This window comes from Fusobacterium sp. SYSU M8D902 (assembly GCF_040199715.1).
In the GTDB taxonomy this organism is placed as follows: domain Bacteria; phylum Fusobacteriota; class Fusobacteriia; order Fusobacteriales; family Fusobacteriaceae; genus Fusobacterium_A.
Genome location: NZ_JBEFNA010000020.1, coordinates 21526 through 41653 on the forward strand (window position 1 = coordinate 21526; position 20128 = coordinate 41653).

The following is a 20128-nucleotide window of genomic DNA, read 5'->3' on the forward strand; positions in this document are numbered from 1 at the left end:
TTATATACAATAAAATTTTACGGACAAAGTGATAATTAAAAGTTTTATCCTTTGACTATCACCTTGTCCGTTAGATTAAATTGTATTACTATAATAAACTTTATCATTTTGATCTTTTATTAAAAATTTAATTTTTTGATTATATAGTTCTTTAGGGATTGGTACTTCTGTTTCTATAAGAGATTTTCCCTCTCTTGCAGACATTCCTAACTTTCCTTTTAATCCATCTATTGATCTCCTTGAAACTATTTCATAGGAAAATTTTGAAGAGGTATTACCTATATTTTCCAAATTTATTTTTACTAAAATACTTTTCTGTCCTCTCTTAATATCTATTTTATCTATCTTATTTTTGATAAGACTCTCTCCCTTAGTTCCATATATTGGAACTCCTATCTCTGTTATTAGGTTAACATTTGTCAATCTACTGCTTTTATCCTCATTTTTTATTTCATAAGGTACCTCTTTAAATACAACATAACTTTTGTATTCACCATCTATATACTTAGAATTTGGTTTTACTCTAAAACGTACAGTCTGTCTTCCCCCTGCTTTTATAAAGATTTTTTTAGGGAATATAACTATATCATCATTTAGATTATAGTTTTCACCAAACCTCTTATCTCCTTCTATATAAGCTTCTAATCTCATTGGTTCAGTTGTATTATTAGTTATATATATCTCATTGGTACTTACTTTTGTCAATTCCACTTCATATCTAGTTGGAACTACTGAAAAATTTAAAGAGTAGGCTATTGCTATATTGATAATAAATAAAATTATATATAAAAATTTCTTCATTAATTTCTCCTCTTAATATATTAAAAAGTCTGAATTTACAGACTTTTTTAATTAATCATATAAAGCTTTTATTGTCATTTCTCCTCTATAGCTTCCCTCTTTTTGATCTACTGCTGCTGAAGTCCATCCACCAATAGAGAATAATTTTTTCCCTTCATTTAAAACAAGATTCTCAGCTAAATTTTCTCCACCCTCTGCTACTACTCCTAATCTTGCTTCCATTTTCTCATTTTTAGCACTTCCTTCACCAGTAGTCATAGTTACATGGTGTACTGCTTCTGTTGTTCCTAATTGAGTATACCCTCCTGAAACATCTGTTTTTATAAAAACTTTAATATTTTCTCCAGGTGTTCCCTTTATTTCAAATAATCCTAAAGTTTCTGAATATTTATTCTCTTGTCCTGGAGTTATTAATCCAAAATCTACATGATTGATTACATTCATCTCTAAAGGTTTAATTACCTTTGCTGTTACATTAACTTTTCCCTCTACTGCTCCTGTATTTTGTGAAAAAGCTAATCCCTGTACTAATAAAAATCCCACTAATAATAATTTTTTCATTTTTTATTCCTCCCTAATATTTTTCAAAAAAAAATGCAACTGAGATTAAACTTTATAATTTAATCTTAGTTGCAACTGGCTACCATTTTAAAGGCCCTATAGCTTTGCGTCATAGCATTTCTACTACTTTGCCAATATTTATATTACTAGTATAGTATATCAAAGTTGTGTACTATATGTCAAGTTTTTTTCTAAATAAATATTTTTCCCATCTTTATCTTTTATATACAGTTTTAGTTTTTTATAATCTTTATTTTTCAACTTAACAGATAATGTTATCTCTTTTTTTCCTCTTCTCAGAGAGTTTCCATATCTTCCTGATAAGATCTCCTCTCCACTTTCATTTTCCAAAGAATATATTAACTTTTCACTGCTGTTTCCATTCGATATTACATCTGTGTTTATTGTAATAACTCCCTTTTTATAACTTACCTCTTTTTCAATTACTTTAACATCTATTGTTTCCTCTCCTATATTCCCGGTAATACCTATTGCTAATTCAGTTATAAAAGAGAGATTTGTTGAAAACCCTATGCTCTTTCCATTTTCAGCTTTTATCTCACTTTTTTTCTCTCTAAAGACTAATAAACTTTTATATTCTCCTATATCCATATCTTTATCAATTTTTATCTTAAATCTTACTGTCTGCTTCGCTCCTGGCTTTATCGAAAAAACTTTTGGAAATATTGTAATCCTATCATTAAAATTATTATTTTCATAACTTTCAGGTGCTTCTGTGAAAACTTCTATTCTAAGAGGTTCAGATGTATTATTTATAAGATAAACTTCATTTGTTTGATTTTTTTCTAAATCTAATTGAAAACTAGTTGGAGCTACTGAAAAATTTAGTCCCAAAACTGTATTGTATAAAATTATTAATAATATACATATTTTTTTCATCAAACACTCTCCTTTTTATTATTACAATTTGGATAAGATCTCGTTATATTTCTCATAATATAATTCTCTACTAAATGTTTTAAATTTATTTATCAGTTTATCCCTCTTATTTTGATGTAGCTCACTGCTATCTTTTTCATTCCCCAGCTCTTTTCCATCTTTGTAGATAACCCTTTCCATCTCCATCCCAGCCTTATCATAGATGATCATCTCTCCATCTTTCTTCCCATCTTTATAGTTTATCGTAGTTTTTATATCTCCACTATTATAAAATAATTTCCAAAAATCTACTCTCTTATTCTGAAAATATTTTCCTTCTAGTAATAAGGGTCCCTCTTTTGAAAAAAACTTTATGGTGCCATTTAATTTTCCATAGTGAAAATTAGCTATTACATCTACCCTATCTTTTGAATGATACTTTACAAACTTTCCATTTAATAATCCTTTATAATATGAGGTGTCAATATTTACATTTCCACTCTTGTCAAAATACTCAATCCTTCCTGATAAAACTCCATCTTCAAAATTTTCATATCCTTCTAAAATTTTATTTTTATAAAAATATTTCCATTGTCCACAAGGTTTATCATATGAATACTCTAAGTTCCCTCTAATTTCTCCATCTGCATACATTATTTTCCAAACACCATGTTTAATTCCCTCTAAATATCTTCCTTCATATAGGTATACTTCACCATCATCTAAAAACACTCCCTTAAACAAGCCATTTCTAATTCCATCTTTATACTCTTCCTGTATATTTTTATCAATTATTTTTCCTGTAAAGGGAGTCTCTTCATTTTCAATATAAATAATATTATTCTTCAATACCTTTTTATTTGCTGTCTCAACTCTATTACTATCTCTTGAAAAAGTAAGACTTCCCACTATCATATATAAGATTATAGTTGTCTTATTAAATTTTCTCATCTCAATTTAACTCTCTTTCACCTAAAAATACTCTGATATATCCTCTGATTTCTCCTCATCCATATTTTCTAATTTTATTAATTTTGTATCATATCCTTCAAAATATTCCCCCTCTTCTGGATTCTTTAATGTAATTTTTATAGGAATCGCTTCTCTACTAAATCCAATATTTCTATCTCCAATATAATCAAATTTTATTGTATACTCCCCTGGAGTAACATCTTCAAAAAAATACATTCCATCAAATTCAGGATCTATTATTTTAACTATCTCTCCATTTTTCTCTAAAACTATAGTTACCAGTGATAAGGTTCTTACAAACTCTTTTTCTGTAAATTCATCTGTATACAATATATTTCCCATAACCATTGAAATTACCTCAACAGGTATATCAATTTTTGCCCCTGAAGATCTTCTTGTTTTTATTCTTAATGACTCTTTTGTATTCTTCATCATTGGATCTATACTCTTTCTATCTACAGTCAATGTAACTTCCTCATTATTATAAAATCCTTCTGCCACATAGTTTCCATTTTTGTCTGAATAAAAATATCTGTTATTAACCATTACTTTTACATTTTCTAATGGTAACTCTCCCTCATCAAAAATTCCATTTCCATTTCTATCTAAAAAAACTTTTCCATGAATCCACGAGCTGTTAAGTGAAACATCTCTTTTTATCTTTCTTTTTGGATTACTCAAATCAATTATTTTACTTACTTCTAAGCCAACTTGTGTTTTTTCTTTACCAGCTTCATCTATTGTAGTATTTAATGGTGATCTTAAATATATAAAATCATCTAATTCAATATTGAACATAAATCCATATCTAAACTTTTCCTTCTCATTTGAATAACCTATATTAACACCTAAATCAGCATACAAAGTATCTTTTATCAATTCCTTCTTCTTCAAGTTAATCCTTAGAAGATGTTCCTGTTCATATCTTCTTTTTAAGTTATTTTTTGAAAATGAACTTTCTAAGATAACTGTTATATCATCATAATTAGAGTAGCTAAGTGAAGGTTTATAAGTTATCTCCTCATTCTTTCCTTTTATACTCTTTTCTATTTTTAATGAATTATATATAGGTGAAAATATAGAACTATCCCACATACCATAAATAATTTTCTCTTTATTCTCTCCACTAATATTATCATATTTTAAAATTCTCTCCACTCCAAACTCTAAAAAATTTCTATCAAAACTTTTCCCTAGAGAAACTGAGTTATACTGCTTTACATCTACATCTTCATCTTTTATCTTGGCATATCTATTCTCTACTAATTTTATATTATATGAAAATAATTTTTGCTCAATCTCTAGTTCGTAGTTGTTTTTCTTATGAGTTTGGTCATAGTAATTTTTGTAATTGATCAACATTGGAATATTTTTATTCCCTACTCTTAATAAAAAATCATTTTCTAATAGTTTATATTCAGTTTCATTATTTGATTTAAGGCTCATTCCACCTAAACCTAAAGTTAGATTATCACTAATACCGTAATAGGCTTTTCCTATAGTTTGAAAATGATTTTCTTCATCATTTTTTCCACCTTGATATACAAATCTACTCTTACCTTTTTTCAAAAGATTTATATCAGAAAGAGAATATACTTTTTTCTCATCTATTCTACCATCTTTATAGTATATTTTTAATGTATAATTTGAATTAAATACCCCATCATCAACTCTAAACTCATAATATTCTGAAAATGGTCTAATATAATCAATTAAAAAAGAGTTTCTGTATAGCTCAACACTCTCTACATTCTTAGCTTCTCCTCTTATAATTGTTACACCTGAATCATTTGTTAAATATACATCACTACTATCAAAATTTACTCCTAACATTTTTGAATTTACATCTATAAAGTTAGGTGCTTTTAAAGAGAAATTTCCTAAAACTAAATCATTGTTTTCACTGATATTTGAATAGGTTAAATTTCCATAATTAATTTTCCGCTCTGGCTTAAACTCACCGTCTAAATATAACTCTCCATACAGCAGTTGAGATGAGTATTCATAATTTATTCTATAATTTGAATCTTCTATATCATATTTTGAATATCCTATTTTAAATAATCCTGGGGTTATCAACTTTCTAGGCATCTCAAAATCTACTTTTTTATTACTCTTCTTCTTACGACTGTCCAATCTTAATCTCTCTAATTTTCCTTTTTCTCTCTTCTCATATGGAAGAGTAAATTCAGGTTCCAAATTAAGTTTAAGAGATGAGAAATCAAACTCTATCTTTTTAAATGGTAATCTCTCTTTTAGTGTTTTAATATTTACATATAGCTCTCCTTCCATTTCAAAACTCTCTTCAGTTGAAAAAGCTATATTAAATTTTTTATCATCTATATTTCCTTCTATTCTCCTATTCTTCAAATCTATCTCAATACCATATAGCTCCATAAAATAAAATAAACTATTTAAACCTACATATACATCTTCTGTTGTCTCATCATATTTTACCATAAAAAAATTATCTGTTAAATTTTTTATATTAATTTGAATATATGAATCATTTAAATTTTCTACTTCAATTTTTGAATAAGTTTTTATAAAGCAAAAAAAGATTAATATAAAAAATATTTTTTTAACTTTCATACTCTACTCTCACTGTAAATTTCCCTTTATATTTTCCAAAATTATTTGAGTTTGTTTCAGTACTTCCATCTATATAAAAATCTCTTATTATTCCTTGATTATTTTCCATCTTTATGATTTTCTTTACTATCTTAGTACCTCTATTATCTCTAAATCTTAATTTTACATCTAAACTATCACCTAGCTCATTTACGATCTTTACATCTTCTGGAATAACAATCTTTATATTATGACCCACTTCCCCTATAAAAGATAGTCTTGCTGGATGAGCTCCATTTGTACTCTCTGTATCTAATCTTTCACCTGCTATTGCTCTTCCTAAATACATATGATCTTCAACCTTAATCTCTAAAGGTTTTATTATGTTGATCTGCTGTAATTCAAGAGAAACTTTTTCCCAATTTCCAAATCTATCATAAACTCTTCCTACTACCAAATTGCTTCTTCTGTCTTGTCCTCTCCAATTTAATAAAAGAGTTCCCTTTATATCCAATTTTATCTCTGAAGTAAACTCGCCTTTTTTATCTCTAAAATATGCTTTATTTCCTCTTATATTATTCTCTGAAGATGTTATCATTAAGTTTTCTCCCAATAAGAAATTGCTATTTAATCCACTATTTCCTTCCAATTGAAAATAACTGTCCTTATCTATATTTTTCCCAGATATTCTTACTCCAACTAATGTAAAATCTATTCGTGTTGTAATATTGGCAATAACATCTTCACTAAAATAAGCATAGTCACTTCTAGCACTCATACTAAAAGCATTTATAAAAATACTTATCTGCATTAAAAATATCACAATTAGCTTTTTCATATCTGTTTCTTCTCCCATTCTTTATAATATCTTTCAACTTTTTCTGAAATAATCATATAATCTTTATGATTTTTTATAGGTATATATGGTAACTCTTTTTGTATTAAACCTAACATTTTTTTTAGTATGATCTCTCTTCCTTTTGCTGTTTTCTCCTGTTTTAAAAGCTTAAAAAATGGTTTTAATGAGTTATATACCTCATACTCTTCTAAATCTTTTAAAAATATTTTAGCAATATTAAATAGAATATCATTTCCTACTATGGAAATATCGTAAAGAGCTAAGTCATAATCTTTATTTTTCATTTTCTGACTATATGATTCAAAATTATGTGGCAATATATTTAATTCAATATTAGCTCTTTTAAAATAACTCTTTATCTCTTCTGCTTCTTTAATATTTTTATCTGTATTAAGAATCATCAAATCTATACTCTTTTTTAAACTTATATTTTTAGAAGAATTAGCTTTTGTATTCTTCTCTCTCTCATCAATATTTATCAGTTCTTTAGGAAAAAATGGAGTTTTTTCCTTCCCTAACACTCTTCTTAAATCTTCTTTTTCAGCTCTAGAATATCTATATTTCTGTCCAAAAGATAAGACAGATATTCTAACTGTTTTATCTTCAATTATAACGCTATTCTCATCAATTATCTTAAATTTCTCTCCATACTCCAATGTCTCTTCATCTATATCTAGTACTGCATCTACTCTTTCATTAAAGAGTGAAATCAATCTTTTTTGATCCTTTATCTCACTATAAAATTGCAATTCCTCTACTAAGGCTACCTCTTCAAAATAATCTTTATTTTCCCTCAATACTATTGAGTTATTTTTCAGAGATTTTACATAGTATTTACCTGTCCCATATATTTTTTGCCCTTTTATTTTTACAATAGATGTAACATCATAAGTTAATTTTTCTAAAAAAGTATTATCTTCTTCTGATAACTTTATAACTAATTTCTTATCATCTAAAATTTTTATCTCCATTATCTCTGAAAATAAGTATTTTAAATTATTATTTTTTAACTGTTCCAATGAAAATTTTATATCTTTTGCTTCTAATTCATCTCCATTATGAAAATAAATATCACTTTTTAATTCAATATAAAGATTTTTTTCATCTAACCATTTAAACTCTTTTACCAAACTAGGTTTTATCTCTCCATTATTATCTTTTATAAATAATCTATTATATACCAAATTAACAAATCTTTTTGAATAGTCATCATTGATTAAAATTGGATTTAAATTTGAAATTTTTCTTCCTTGGCTAATCTTAATATTCTTCAAAGCTTTTTCTTGAATGTTTTCTTGATATATATCATCAAAAAAATTATCCTCTAGGTCTAAAGGTAACTTATTTGCAAAACTTATTATAAATTTAAATATGAATAAAATTATATATTTCTTCAAACTCTCTACCTCTTTTCCTAATCCTCTTTCAAATTGAAAATATCGTTTACTAAGTAAACTGATTTATTGTAGCTTTGATATATCTTTTCAAAATAATTATGATTTTTTTCAAATATATCAACAATTTCAGGTTCGAAACTTTCTCCTCTTTCATTTTTGATAATTTCAACAGCTTCTAAGTGACTATATCCTTTTCTATAAATTTTTGTCTGTCTTAAATTGTCATACATATCAGCTATTGCTACTATTCTACTTTCTAGTGGTATATCTTTTGTCTTTAATCCCAATGGATAACCTTTACCATTCCATTTTTCATGATGAAATCTTACTATATTTTCAGCCATATCACCCAATTGCAATTTTTTTGCTATCTTTGCTCCTATATCTGTATGCTTCTTTACTTCATTAAACTCTTCTTCAGTTAATTTTCCCGGCTTTGTCAATATATCTTTAGAAATAGCTATCTTTCCAATATCATGAAATGGTGTTTGTTTTTTTATCTCTGCTATAAAAGCTTTATTACAATTGTATTTTTTAGCTAGAAACTCTGAATACATTGCTAGTCTTTTTCCATGATCTCCAGCTTCCTCTTGATCTAATTGGTGGATAGCTTCAAAACTTTCTACTAACATTTCACTTAATTTTTCCGCTTTCTTTCTGTTTGCTTCAGCTTTTAAAATTAATATTGTTAAAATAATTATAAAAATAATTAATGGGATTACTATTTGAGCAATCAGTTTATAGTTTTTCTCAAATAAAATATTTTTATTTGCTCTTGAATCAATCATTGTTCTATCTAAGCTAAAACTCTCTACAAGAGTTTGAAAAACATTTCCTAATTCCACATCTTTTTTCTTTATTCCCATACTTATACTGAAATCTTCATTTAAAACTCCAGCTATTTTTATCTTATTCTCAAGAAAGTTATTTGTTATGGCTCCCTCTAGCATACTTGTAAAAAATATAAGATAATCTCCCTCATAATTTAATAATTTATTTATTCCCTCTTCTAACGTTTCAACATATATTATTTTTGATTTTTCTATCGTTTCTGGCAATGGAATTTCAATATCTACATTTTTTACCATTACTATTTTTTCATGGCTTAAATCTGATAATTTTACAGTAAAAGAATCTAATTTTCTATTGGCTATCCCTACTGTATTTTGATAATAAGGCTTAGTAAACATATAATCTTTTTTCAAGTCATTTTTCTCTATTATCACTCCATTGATATCCCAATCATCTGATCTAGTTATAGTGATTGGAATATTTAGGATTTTTTCTATATCTTTTACTATATCTGGTAATATCCCCTTTATACTTCCATTATTTTTATAATAAATTGGTAGTAGATATTCATCACTAGGAATTTTTACTTTTATATTTTTATATTTCTCTTTTACATATTCATAACTAGGAATATCCTTTAAAATATATCTATAAAAATTTATTCTATTTTTATCTAAAGTTTTTTTCAATTTCTCATTATCATAATCTTTTAATTCCTCATTTAAGCTATTATATAAACTGTTATATTCCTCTTTAATTGCAATCTGCTCTCTATAAAGAATATTTTCTATAACTCTCACCGAAGTTTCAACAGAGTTATTCTCAATCCAGTTACTCAAAATAAGTGCATCTATATCCTCATTTTTTAAACTTTCCAATGCATCTGTTCTATTCTTCATTACTATTTTATCAAATTTTATCTTATCAAATCTTTTTTCTATTTCATCAATTCCTCTTGAATTTTCTACATATCCTATTTTTAACCCTTTTAAGTCACTCATTTTTGTCAATTTACCACTATTTTTTACTAATACAGCTATTCTATAGGTAATTGGCATCTGTATAAATTTATATCCAGCTAATTCTTCTGGTTCCACAGCCCTCAAAATTACATCTGGATCTTTCTCATTAAATATATATTCAAATTTATAATTTTTTTTCTCCTCTAATTTCTCTAATATATCTACATAGACTCCCTCATATTTACCCTTATCCATATCTCTATATAGATACATATCCACTCTATTAAATGGAACTTTAACTTTTAAAATCTCCTTAGAATATAATAAGCTATTAAGTAATATCAATATAAAATAAAATATAAACCTTCTCATCTCTCCTCCTAACCAATATCTTCCTCTAATCTACATATGTAGCTCTTATTACAATTCCACCAGAATATTTTCCCGGTTCTGTTTCTACTGGTACATTTTCTATTACTCCACCAATTGAAAACTCTTCTCCAGTTAATTTTGTTATCTTTATATTATTTCCATTTAAAGAGTTTAAATCTTTTACCATTAATTTTGTTGTGATTGCCTTCCTAGCACTATTATAAATTGGTACTTCTAAATTCTCCTTAATCGATTTGAATTCTGATCCTTCTAAAGCTTTCCATTCTACCTTTATATTTCCATAACCAGTAATAGCAATTTTTCCTTCTTGCTTTACAGTAACATTTGAACTCCCTATACTTATACTGCCAAAATCAACATCTGAAATCTTCGTTATTGTTATTGGTCTTAAAATGTCAACAGTTACTTCCACTATTGCTGTTTTATTACTTCCTATTGTCAATATAGAAATCAATAAAAATAGTAATAGTATTGTATTTTTTTTCATATAACCTCCCTTATTCAAAAAAAACAACCACAAATAAATTTGTGATTGTGCAACTGGCTGCCACTTTAAAAGGCCCTATAGCTTTGCGTCATAACGTTTCCATTACTTTGCTAAATTTTTATAATGCTTTCTTATAGTCTCATCTTTAGACTCTGGTTTTCCAAAATAATATCCTTGAATATAATCTACATCCAGACTCTTAACTACTTCTAATTCCTCTTTTCTTTCAACACCTTCTAAACATACTTTTATATTGTATTGTTTTGATATTTCAACTATAAACTTTATAAATGTAACATCAAAAGGATTTTCTAAAAGATCTTTAACAAAAGAACGATCTATCTTTATCATATCTACATGAACTTCCTTTAATATTCCAAAAGAAGAGTAACCCATTCCAAAATCATCCAAGGCTATATCAATTCCTAAATCTTGAATTTTTTTGCAGATCTCTTTCAATGTCTTAACATTTTTTATTGTACTACTCTCTGTTATCTCCAGAATTAAATTTTTCACTGGAAAACTGTTCTCCTCAATTATCTTTTTAAACTCTGGAATACATTTTTTATTCATTAATTGTATACATGAAACATTTATACTTATCTTTAATTTTGGATATATTTTTAACCAATCTTTAAAGAATTTTATCGTTTCCTCTAAAACCCACTTCCCAACTATATTTATCATTCCTGTCTCTTCTAGGAAAGGAATGAATTCATTTGGTGATACAGAACCAAATTTTTCACATCTCCATCTGAGTAAAGCTTCAAATCCTATTAGTTCTTCAGTTTGAGCTGAAACTTGTGGTTGGTAATAGATCTCAAAATCTTTAAAATTATTCTCTATACTCTGTTTAAGATAATATAGTATCTCAAAATGTCGAATTTTATTCTCCATAACCTCATTAGAAAAAAATACAATCTTATTTTTCCCTGTTTTTTTACTATACATCAATGAATAAATTGTAAATTTATATATCTCCTGATAGGTTATTTTATCCCTAGAAAAAATAGCACAACCAGCAGATATTGTTACATTTATTTTCTCATCTTTTAATATCTGAACTTTTTTTAACTCTGATTTTATATTTAAGTAGATCTCCTCTGCTCTCTCTTTTGAAGAGTCTTCTAAAATTATTCCAAAATTATCTCCATCTAATCTATAAAGACATATATCTTCTGGAAGAGAGTATTGAATTATATTTGCTAACATCTTTAATACTCGATCTCCATATTGACGGCTATGTAACTGGTTAATTTCTTTAAAGTTATCAACTCCTATAATCATCATTCCAAGATTATTTATTCGAGTATTTTTTAATTTTTCACAAAAGTGCTGAAAAAATTCAGTAAATTTCATTAGTTTGGTAATATTATCTATATTAGTTTGTTTTCCTAAAATTGATATTGCACTTATAAGTAACCAAGGATCTCCATTTTCATCTCTTATAATACTTCCCTTGTGTTTCAACCAAATATTTTTCCCTCTAATATCTTTTACACGATACTCAATATCATTATAGTCATACTCGCCCTTTATTAAACCTAAAGTTGCCTCTTTAAATTTAGATAAATCTTTTTCATGAACAATTTTTTTCCAGTATGTGTAAGGATTTTCAACTATTTCTGAAGGTAATCCAATTTTCTTTGGGAGAATTTTAGGAAATTTAAAAGTCATTGTTTTTATATCACCAATTACTATAAAATCCTCATTTATTTTTTCTAAAATTGGATATATTTTTTCAAAATTCTTACCGGCTAATTCCATTATTTCATCTCTTTTTTTCAAAACAAGAGAATCATTAACTTTGATGTTGCTATTAGCTTTTTCAATCATACTCTTTCCTCTCTCAACTAAACTTCGAATCTTTCTTGAATTTTTTATATAGTTAGATATTCCCTTATATTATACATTATTTTTTTTTAATTTCAAAATGTTTTTTCTTTAAATTACTCTTCCCAACAATCTATATTTTTCAACTCTGGAATAGAACTTTTCTTAAATTTAGGATCTAGCCCTCTAGCTTTTTGTTCTCTATAATCCTTTAATGCCTTAATCGCTATATTTCCTATTAAACTTATTGCAATTAAATTTATAATTGCCATTATTCCCATAAAAAAATCTGCTAAATTCCAAACGACCTGTATCTTAGCTATACTTCCAAACATAACCATTCCTACAACTGAAACTCTATATAAAATTAGCCATAATTTTTTTCCATTTAAAAACTCTATATTAGCTTCTCCATAGTAGTAATTTCCTATTATTGAAGAAAAAGCAAACATTAGTATACAGATAGCTATAAAAATACTTCCCCAGCTTCCTATCTGTGAAACTAAAGCCTCTTGAGTCAACTGTATACCATCAGATACTCCTTTAGTATTTTCTCCAGAGATAAGGATTATAAAAGCTGTAGCTGAACATATTAATAAAGTATCAGTAAATACTCCCAGAGTCTGTATTAATCCTTGTTTTGCTGGATGAGATACATTAGCTGCTGCTGCTGCATTAGGAGCACTTCCCATTCCCGCTTCATTTGAGAATAGTCCTCTCTTTACTCCTTGCATTACAATAGTTCCTATTCCCCCAGCAACTGCTTGATTTACTCCAAATGCACCTTTAACTATCTGTAAAAATATCTCTGGTACCATCCCAATATTTTTTACAATAACAAATACAGCTATAGTCACATAAGCCACTGCCATTATTGGTACAACATACTCTACAACTTTAGCTATTCTTCTTACTCCACCAAATATTATAATCCCAGTTAATACAGATAAAATTATTCCTAAAGTTTTTTTATCTATGAAGAATGCTTTTTCAAAAGCCAGTGTTATAGTATTTGCCTGTACTGAATTAAATATCAATCCAAATACAATAGTTATTATAATTGAAAAAAGTACTCCCAGCCACTTTAAGCCTAAGGCTTTTTCTATATAATAAGCTGGTCCACCTCTAAAATGATCTCCATCTTTCTCTTTATATATTTGAGCAAGTGTACTCTCTACAAAGCTTGAACTTGCACCTATAATTGCCATTATCCACATCCAAAATACTGAACCTGGTCCTCCAATAGTTATTGCTATTGCTACTCCTGCTAAATTCCCTGTTCCTACTCTTGAAGCTGTAGATATGCAAAATGCCTGAAAAGATGATATTCCTCTATGACCATCCTTACCCTTTATAGCTCCCTCTCCAAGTAACCTAAACATCTCTTTTAACATTCTAAGCTGAACAAAACCTGTTTTAATAGTAAAATATACTCCTATTACTATTAACATAGCTATTAAAATATATGAGCTTGAAAGATTAATTAATTCTCCTAAAAAATAAAATATATTATTCACAACTCCTCCTAAAATAATTACTTTTTATATGATAAACTATTTTTAAAGTTATGTCAATATTTTTAATTAATCTTTCATTAAAATACCATATATTTTTTTAATGTTTTTATTTCTAAAAAAAATACTACAACCCTATAAAAGAGTTGTAGTATCCATTTTTATATCTATTTAGTTCTATCTGAAATTATTGCTCCTGAAGCAGCTCCAACTCCTGCTCCTATTATTGTTCCTGTGTCTCCACCTATTATGTGTCCTGCAACAGCACCAACTGCAGCTCCCGTTGCTACGTGTTTCTCAGTCCTTGTACAACCTCCTAACACAGTTAACACACTACATAATAGTATTACTATTCCTACTTTTTTCATAAATATCACCTCAAGAATATTTTAATGAGTTTTGCTCTATAATTGTAGGATAACACATTTCAGATTTTTTTTCTACCCTTTATTTATTTAATTTTTGGGAAATACTTTGTATGTAGCAATTCATGAGCTTTATGACTTAATGGATAATCTAAATATTTTTCATACATAGCTTTTACATATGGATTTTCATGTGATCTTCTGATCTCTAATTCTCTATCTATATTATTTAATCCTTCTGCTCTCTTCTCTAAAGTGATCTGTTTCTTTAAGGCTTTTGGCTGTCCACCTCCACCGATACATCCACCTTTACATGCCATTATCTCTATAGCGTGGAAGAACTCCTCTCCTGCTCTTATCTTATCAAGCATTTTTGCAGCTTCTTCAAGACCGTGAGCAACTCCTATTCTAAGTTCAATATGACCTATTGTCAATTCAGCTACTCTGAATCCTTCCCAACCTCTTAGTTCAGTAAATTCTATATTATCTAAGTGAGTTCCAGTTATCATCTCTACAGTTGTTCTAGTAGCAGCCTCTATAACTCCACCTGTTCTACCAAATATGATACCTGCTCCTGAATACTGTCCTAATGGATTATCAAATTCCATATCCTCAACTTCATTTAAATCTATTCCTGACTCTTTAAATATTTTAATTAACTCTCTAGTAGATATTACATAGTCAGTATCATAGTTATCTCCTCTAGAGAACTCTGGTCTAGCTGCTTCATATTTTTTAGCAAGACAAGGCATTATTGCTACTGAAGCTATCTCTTCTCTTGTAAACCCTTGCTCTTTTGCCCAAATATCTTTAGCTATTGTCGAGAAAATCTCCATAGGTGATTTTGCTGTTGAAGGTACATCCATCATATCAGGATAGTTTTGCTCTATGAATTTTACCCAAGCTGGACAACATGAAGTAAGTATTGGAAGTTTTACTGTATCGTCACCTTTATAGTATCTCTCTAATCTCTCTTGGAACTCAGCAGCTTCCTCCATTATAGTCATATCTGCAGCCCAAGTAGTATCAAATACATAATCTACTCCTAATTTTTTAAGAGCTCCTACTAATTTTTTCTCTACGTTTGTTCCAGCTTCAAATCCAAAAGCCTCTCCTATTGCTACTCTTACAGCTGGTGCTATCTGTACTACAACTTTTTTATTAGGAGTAGCTAAATCTCTTAATAGATTTAAAGTATGATCTCCTTCAAATATAGCTCCTACTGGACATGCAGCAACACACTGTCCACAGTGAGTACATCTATCATTATCTATCTCATGTTTCTCTTTTAATTTTCCATCTATACACTTTACCGGACAAACTCTTGCACAAGCTGTACACCCAATACATTTATCTGTAATTCTAAATTTTAATAAGTGGATACACTCTCCTGCTGGACATTTATGCTCCTCTATATGTTCTTCTATCTCATGATAAAACTGCTCAATACTTTCTAGTATTAAATTGTGTTTTTGATTTAATTTTGTTTTTATATTATCAGAAAGATATCTTAATAGGTATACGTCTCTCATTGTTGCTTTTCCTTTAGAGATTCTATCTAAAATTCTCCAGATTCTTTCAATCTCATCCTGAACAGCAAGATATTGCTCATACTCACTATTTTTAATCTTTCCTATTAAAAATTCTATGTAGAATTTTGCAAAAGTTATAATACAATCCTCTTCAGAAAGTATAATTATATTTTTATCCACTCCTTCTGGGAACAAGCTAAAGTCTATTACTTTATCTAAACTCTTTGCTGTTAAAAATCCTCCAAAAGGAAGTCCAAATTGGGCAGCTTTAAACTCTTTTTTATTTTTTATTCCACCAACTAATCCAATAACATCTCTTAAAGTTGAATTTTCAGGAATCTCTATAGCTCCTGGATTATTTACCCTTCCTGCTACTGTTACTAATTTTTCATTGTTTTGTTCACTTGCTTTTCCCTCTAAATCTTCTACCACTGAGAAAACCGAACCATATGAACTTTGAAGAATAAATCCTTTATCTGACATCTGTCCTCCTTAATTTAATAAAATATTAAAACTTACTTAACTTTGTAAAATACACCTTTACTCTTTTATTCTATACTATATATTATTTTAACCAATAAACTATAAAATTTCAAGTTATTTTTTTACTATTTTAACATTTTGGACAAGGTTTTTTCATTAAAATGTAAAAAAATGACCCATCTCACAATGAGTCATCTTATTTTATAACAAACTTTTAAATACAATGGTTATAAATGATACAATTAAAATTTTCATCATTAAAACTTTTTGATAAATTGGCATCTTTAATGTTAAAACATAGTGTTTTAGTGTTACATAACCTCTATACTTTCTCTGCCCATTTAAAAACATAAAAACTTCAAACGTTATTACTAACAATATATTAAATACCAAAGTTTTCACCATTTCTCTACCCTCTGTAATAAATTGTTAAACCTTTTAAAAAGTTTCTGATGTACTTATCTCCACACTCTCTATAATTTTTATGATCCTCTTTTCTAAATACAGCACTTAATTCAGAAGATGATAGTTCTAAACCTGCTAATTTAAATATGTGTAACATATCTTCACTTTTTAATGAAAGAGCTATTTTTAATTTTTTTAGAATTATATTATTTATATTATTCTTAGTCATCTTAACAGGTGTATACTCTTTCCCATCTTTTGGCTCCTGTTTACCTCTTTTTAAAATAATAAGCCCATCTAAAAAACTCTCTAAAGCTTTATTATTACATTTTAAGAAATCCTCTTCTCCCTCTCTTTTTAAAAGATTTATAAGATCTTCATGAGTAATTGGATTCTCTCCATATTTAAAGATATCTAACATTGTTTTATCTTTAATATTTAAAGCATATCTCACTCTTCTTAATATATCGTTATTTAACATTTTTCCTCCTAAAATATAGATACTCTACTACATTAAATAGTATACCATTTAATAATATCAATTTAATAAAGAAAAGAGGACATCACTATCCTCTTTATACTCTTTCTGGCGCTCCCAGAAGGATTCGAACCCTCGACCCTCTGATCCGAAGTCAGATGCTCTATCCAGCTAAGCTATAGGAGCTATTACTACATTCTTTCAGCTATTAATTTTGCTGCCATCTCTTCAGCAATAGCTTCTAGTTTCTCAATATCCTCAGCTTTTGGAGTTCCTTTTACTTCAACTGGTTCTCCAACTACTTCTATTCCTTTTAAAGAGTCAGCAAAGGCTTGTATTCCTCTTACTCCTCCACCACTCCACATCATAGTTCCAAAAATTCCTAGATATCTATTTTTTAATCCATAGTTTTCTAATTTATGTAATAATGGTTGTACTTTTGGATATACAGAGTTATTATGTGCACAAGAACCTATAATTAATCCTTTATATTTCCAAATTTCACTTACTATGAAACTTAAATCTGTTTTAGAAGCATCATATATTTTGATCTCTTTTATTCCACAACAGTTTAATTTTCTTCCAATTACCTCAGCCATTTTTGCAGTATTTCCATACATACTTCCATATACTATTACTACACCCTCTGTTTCTGGCTCTAATTTTGCCCAAGTCTCATATAGAGATACAACTTTTGCAATATCTTTTCTCCAAATTAATCCGTGTGAAGGACAGATAAATTTAATCTCTAATCCTCCTAGTTTTTTAATAGCATTTACTACTTGAGGTCCATATTTTCCAACTATGTTAGAATAGTATCTTCTCATTTCACTTTGATAAAACTCAAAGTTTACTTGATCGTCAAAAATACCACCATCTAATGCTCCAAAACTTCCAAAAGCATCATTTGAGAAAAGTATTTTATCTGTTATATTATAAGTTACCATTGATTCTGGCCAGTGAACCATTGGCATCATAGCGAAAGTAAGTTTCTGAGTTCCTAAATCTAAAATATCTCCTTCCTTAATAGTTACGAAATTATCTGCTGGAAAATCTGGAGAAAATGCTTGTAGCATTCCTAAAGTTTTAACATTTCCTACTATTTTTACCTCTGGAAATATTCTGATAACCTCTTTTAATCCACTTGAATGATCTGGCTCAACGTGATTAACAACTATATAGTCTAACTTTCTTCCCTCTAAACACTCTACTATCTTATCTAAGAATGTAGAAGCACACCCAATCTCTACTGAATCAATTACACAAGTCTTCTCATCATCAATAAAATATGAGTTATAAGTTACACCATATGGTAATGGCATATAGTTTTCAAATCTCTCAGTCTTTCTATCGTTTACACCAATCCAAGTTACATTTTCTGTAATTTTTGTACAAAAATACATTTTGTCCTCCTAATTTATTCTATATATATTTTTTGACATTCCCTTTTTATAATTCCTACATTAAGTATGTTATTAAGCAATTTAGTTTATAATCTTCATAACCTACTCACATTATTATATACTCTATAATATTATAATAGAATTATCAAATTTTTTCAATTATTTTTTTTATTTTTAAATACTACTACTAATTAAAAATATTTATGCTATAATCTTAAGTGAATTGAATAAATTCATATGTTATTGATTAGGAGGAATCTTATGCATCCAGTATTATTTTCCATAGCTGGTTTTGAAATCAGGTTCTATGGACTTATGTATGCTATCTCATTCTTTTTAGGAATTGAAATAGCTAAATATTTAGCAAAAGAGAAAAATATAGATAGTAAAATTGTAGAAAATTATGCTTTCATTGCTATGATATCCGGTTTACTCGGTGGTCGTCTCTACTATGTTTTCTTCAACTGGGACTACTACTCTAAATATCCTTCTGAAATATTAGCTACTTGGCATGGAGGTATGGCTATTCATGGCGGTATTATTGGAGGAATTATCGGTACATTTATCTACGGGTATATTAAAAAACTCAATCCATTGACTCTAGGTGATCTCGCTGCTGCTCCTCTATTATTAGGACAAGCTCTTGGAAGATTCGGAAATTTTATGAATGGTGAGATACATGGAGTCCCTACTTTTACTCCTTGGAGTGTAATATTTTCAATAAAGCCAAATTTTTATACTTGGTATAATTCATACAATGTATCAAGTGTATTTGAAAAGTTAAAATATAAAGCTCTAGTACCTTGGGGGGTTGTTTTTCCCAATAGTTCTCCTGCTGGTTCTGAATTTCCTAATATTCCAGTTCATCCAGCTATGCTTTATGAATTAATTTTAAATTTTATTGGATTCTTATTTATTTTCTTCTATCTTAGAAAGAAAACAAATAAGGCTCCTGGTTATCTCTGGTGGAACTATGTTATTATTTATAGTATCATTAGAATATTTGTAAGCTTTTTTAGAGCTGAAGATCTTATGATATTTGGAATAAGAGCTCCTCACTTAGTTAGTTTTATTATGATTATTTTTTCTTTAATTATGATTAAAATTGGAGAAAAAAAGAGAGTTTCAATTAAAAAATAAACTATTTTATTTTTTTCTTGACAATATTTCACTATTATGATATCATAATTTTTGTGATGAGTAGCGCGGGAATAGCTCAGTTGGTAGAGCGTCAGCCTTCCAAGCTGAATGTCGCGAGTTCGAACCTCGTTTCCCGCTCCATCATTTCGGGGATATAGCTCAGTTTGGGAGAGCGACGCACTTGCACTGCGTAGGTCAGCGGTTCGATCCCGCTTATCTCCACCATGCCTAGATAGCTCAGTTGGCTAGAGCATACGGTTCATACCCGTACGGTCGATGGTTCGAATCCATTTCTAGGCAC

General features: G+C 28.3%; 17 protein-coding genes, 4 tRNA genes and 2 riboswitches. Of the genes, 4 read left to right on the forward strand and 17 right to left on the reverse strand.

All coding sequences use genetic code 11. The annotated features are described in order from the left end of the window. Nucleotides 1-75 precede the first annotated feature (75 nt). From ABNK64_RS07890 to ABNK64_RS07970, 17 genes are all read right to left on the reverse strand, one after another. A complete protein-coding gene (locus ABNK64_RS07890) occupies nucleotides 76-801 on the reverse strand; it encodes a fimbria/pilus periplasmic chaperone (RefSeq protein ID WP_349764046.1) in 726 nt (241 codons plus the stop codon). Between the two features lie 51 nt (nucleotides 802-852). Beyond that, nucleotides 853-1362, reverse strand: coding sequence for a hypothetical protein (locus tag ABNK64_RS07895; protein ID WP_349764047.1), 510 nt, complete (start codon nucleotides 1360-1362; stop codon nucleotides 853-855). Between the two features lie 67 nt (nucleotides 1363-1429). Next, nucleotides 1430-1505, reverse strand: a riboswitch (cyclic di-GMP riboswitch). 16 nt (nucleotides 1506-1521) lie between these two features. Continuing rightward, nucleotides 1522-2262 carry a fimbrial biogenesis chaperone gene (locus tag ABNK64_RS07900; protein ID WP_349764048.1) on the reverse strand — a complete coding sequence of 247 codons (741 nt, stop codon included), beginning with the start codon at nucleotides 2260-2262 and terminating at the stop codon, nucleotides 1522-1524. A 21-nt stretch (nucleotides 2263-2283) separates the two neighbouring features. Further along, on the reverse strand, nucleotides 2284-3192 hold the full coding sequence (locus ABNK64_RS07905; protein WP_349764049.1) for a toxin-antitoxin system YwqK family antitoxin: 909 nt from the start codon (nucleotides 3190-3192) through the stop codon (nucleotides 2284-2286). A 21-nt stretch (nucleotides 3193-3213) separates the two neighbouring features. Next, a complete protein-coding gene (locus ABNK64_RS07910) occupies nucleotides 3214-5805 on the reverse strand; it encodes a hypothetical protein (protein WP_349764050.1) in 2592 nt (863 codons plus the stop codon). Further along, on the reverse strand, nucleotides 5795-6622 hold the full coding sequence (locus ABNK64_RS07915; protein WP_349764051.1) for a hypothetical protein: 828 nt from the start codon (nucleotides 6620-6622) through the stop codon (nucleotides 5795-5797). Before ABNK64_RS07915 ends, ABNK64_RS07910 begins: the two co-directional genes overlap by 11 nt. Next, nucleotides 6619-8040 carry an ABC transporter substrate-binding protein gene (locus ABNK64_RS07920; protein ID WP_349764052.1) on the reverse strand — a complete coding sequence of 474 codons (1422 nt, stop codon included), beginning with the start codon at nucleotides 8038-8040 and terminating at the stop codon, nucleotides 6619-6621. Before ABNK64_RS07920 ends, ABNK64_RS07915 begins: the two co-directional genes overlap by 4 nt. Nucleotides 8041-8057: 17 nt before the next feature. Beyond that, entirely contained in the window at nucleotides 8058-10166 is a 2109-nt protein-coding gene (locus tag ABNK64_RS07925) for an HD domain-containing phosphohydrolase (RefSeq protein WP_349764053.1), read from the reverse strand. A 25-nt stretch (nucleotides 10167-10191) separates the two neighbouring features. Next, nucleotides 10192-10674, reverse strand: a complete 483-nt coding sequence (locus ABNK64_RS07930) for a DUF4402 domain-containing protein (RefSeq protein ID WP_349764054.1) — start codon at nucleotides 10672-10674, stop codon at nucleotides 10192-10194. A gap of 45 nt (nucleotides 10675-10719) precedes the next feature. Further along, nucleotides 10720-10796: riboswitch (cyclic di-GMP riboswitch) on the reverse strand. Then, the gene (locus ABNK64_RS07935; RefSeq protein WP_349764055.1) at nucleotides 10777-12510 is read right to left on the reverse strand and encodes a bifunctional diguanylate cyclase/phosphodiesterase; all 1734 of its coding nucleotides are present in this window, start codon (nucleotides 12508-12510) and stop codon (nucleotides 10777-10779) included. Its footprint overlaps the riboswitch before it by 20 nt. 113 nt (nucleotides 12511-12623) lie before the next feature. Continuing rightward, entirely contained in the window at nucleotides 12624-14024 is a 1401-nt protein-coding gene (locus ABNK64_RS07940) for an alanine/glycine:cation symporter family protein (RefSeq protein ID WP_349764056.1), read from the reverse strand. 164 nt (nucleotides 14025-14188) lie between these two features. Further along, on the reverse strand, nucleotides 14189-14389 hold the full coding sequence (locus ABNK64_RS07945; protein WP_291255319.1) for a YMGG-like glycine zipper-containing protein: 201 nt from the start codon (nucleotides 14387-14389) through the stop codon (nucleotides 14189-14191). An 83-nt stretch (nucleotides 14390-14472) separates the two neighbouring features. After that, on the reverse strand, nucleotides 14473-16401 hold the full coding sequence (locus ABNK64_RS07950; RefSeq protein WP_291255320.1) for a [FeFe] hydrogenase, group A: 1929 nt from the start codon (nucleotides 16399-16401) through the stop codon (nucleotides 14473-14475). A gap of 201 nt (nucleotides 16402-16602) precedes the next feature. Beyond that, nucleotides 16603-16806: a hypothetical protein gene (locus tag ABNK64_RS07955; RefSeq protein WP_300341791.1), complete on the reverse strand. Its 204-nt coding sequence runs from the start codon at nucleotides 16804-16806 to the stop codon at nucleotides 16603-16605. Nucleotides 16807-16810: 4 nt separating this feature from the next. Next, the gene (locus ABNK64_RS07960) at nucleotides 16811-17287 is read right to left on the reverse strand and encodes a YehS family protein (protein WP_291255322.1); all 477 of its coding nucleotides are present in this window, start codon (nucleotides 17285-17287) and stop codon (nucleotides 16811-16813) included. 106 nt (nucleotides 17288-17393) lie between these two features. After that, nucleotides 17394-17470: transfer RNA gene (locus tag ABNK64_RS07965), tRNA-Arg, on the reverse strand. A gap of 5 nt (nucleotides 17471-17475) precedes the next feature. Beyond that, nucleotides 17476-18687, reverse strand: a complete 1212-nt coding sequence (locus tag ABNK64_RS07970) for an FprA family A-type flavoprotein (protein ID WP_291255323.1) — start codon at nucleotides 18685-18687, stop codon at nucleotides 17476-17478. 261 nt (nucleotides 18688-18948) lie between these two features. Between ABNK64_RS07970 and lgt the strand changes: the two genes are divergently transcribed. The 4 genes from lgt (at nucleotide 18949) to ABNK64_RS07990 (ending at nucleotide 20127) form a co-directional block, all read left to right on the forward strand. Beyond that, nucleotides 18949-19827 (forward strand): prolipoprotein diacylglyceryl transferase, encoded by an 879-nt coding sequence (gene lgt, locus ABNK64_RS07975; RefSeq protein WP_291255324.1) that lies wholly within the window; start codon nucleotides 18949-18951, stop codon nucleotides 19825-19827. A 65-nt stretch (nucleotides 19828-19892) separates the two neighbouring features. Further along, a tRNA-Gly gene (locus ABNK64_RS07980) sits at nucleotides 19893-19968 on the forward strand. A 7-nt stretch (nucleotides 19969-19975) separates the two neighbouring features. After that, nucleotides 19976-20052, forward strand: a tRNA-Ala gene (locus ABNK64_RS07985). Nucleotide 20053: 1 nt separating this feature from the next. Further along, nucleotides 20054-20127, forward strand: a tRNA-Met gene (locus tag ABNK64_RS07990). Nucleotide 20128 lies beyond the last annotated feature (1 nt).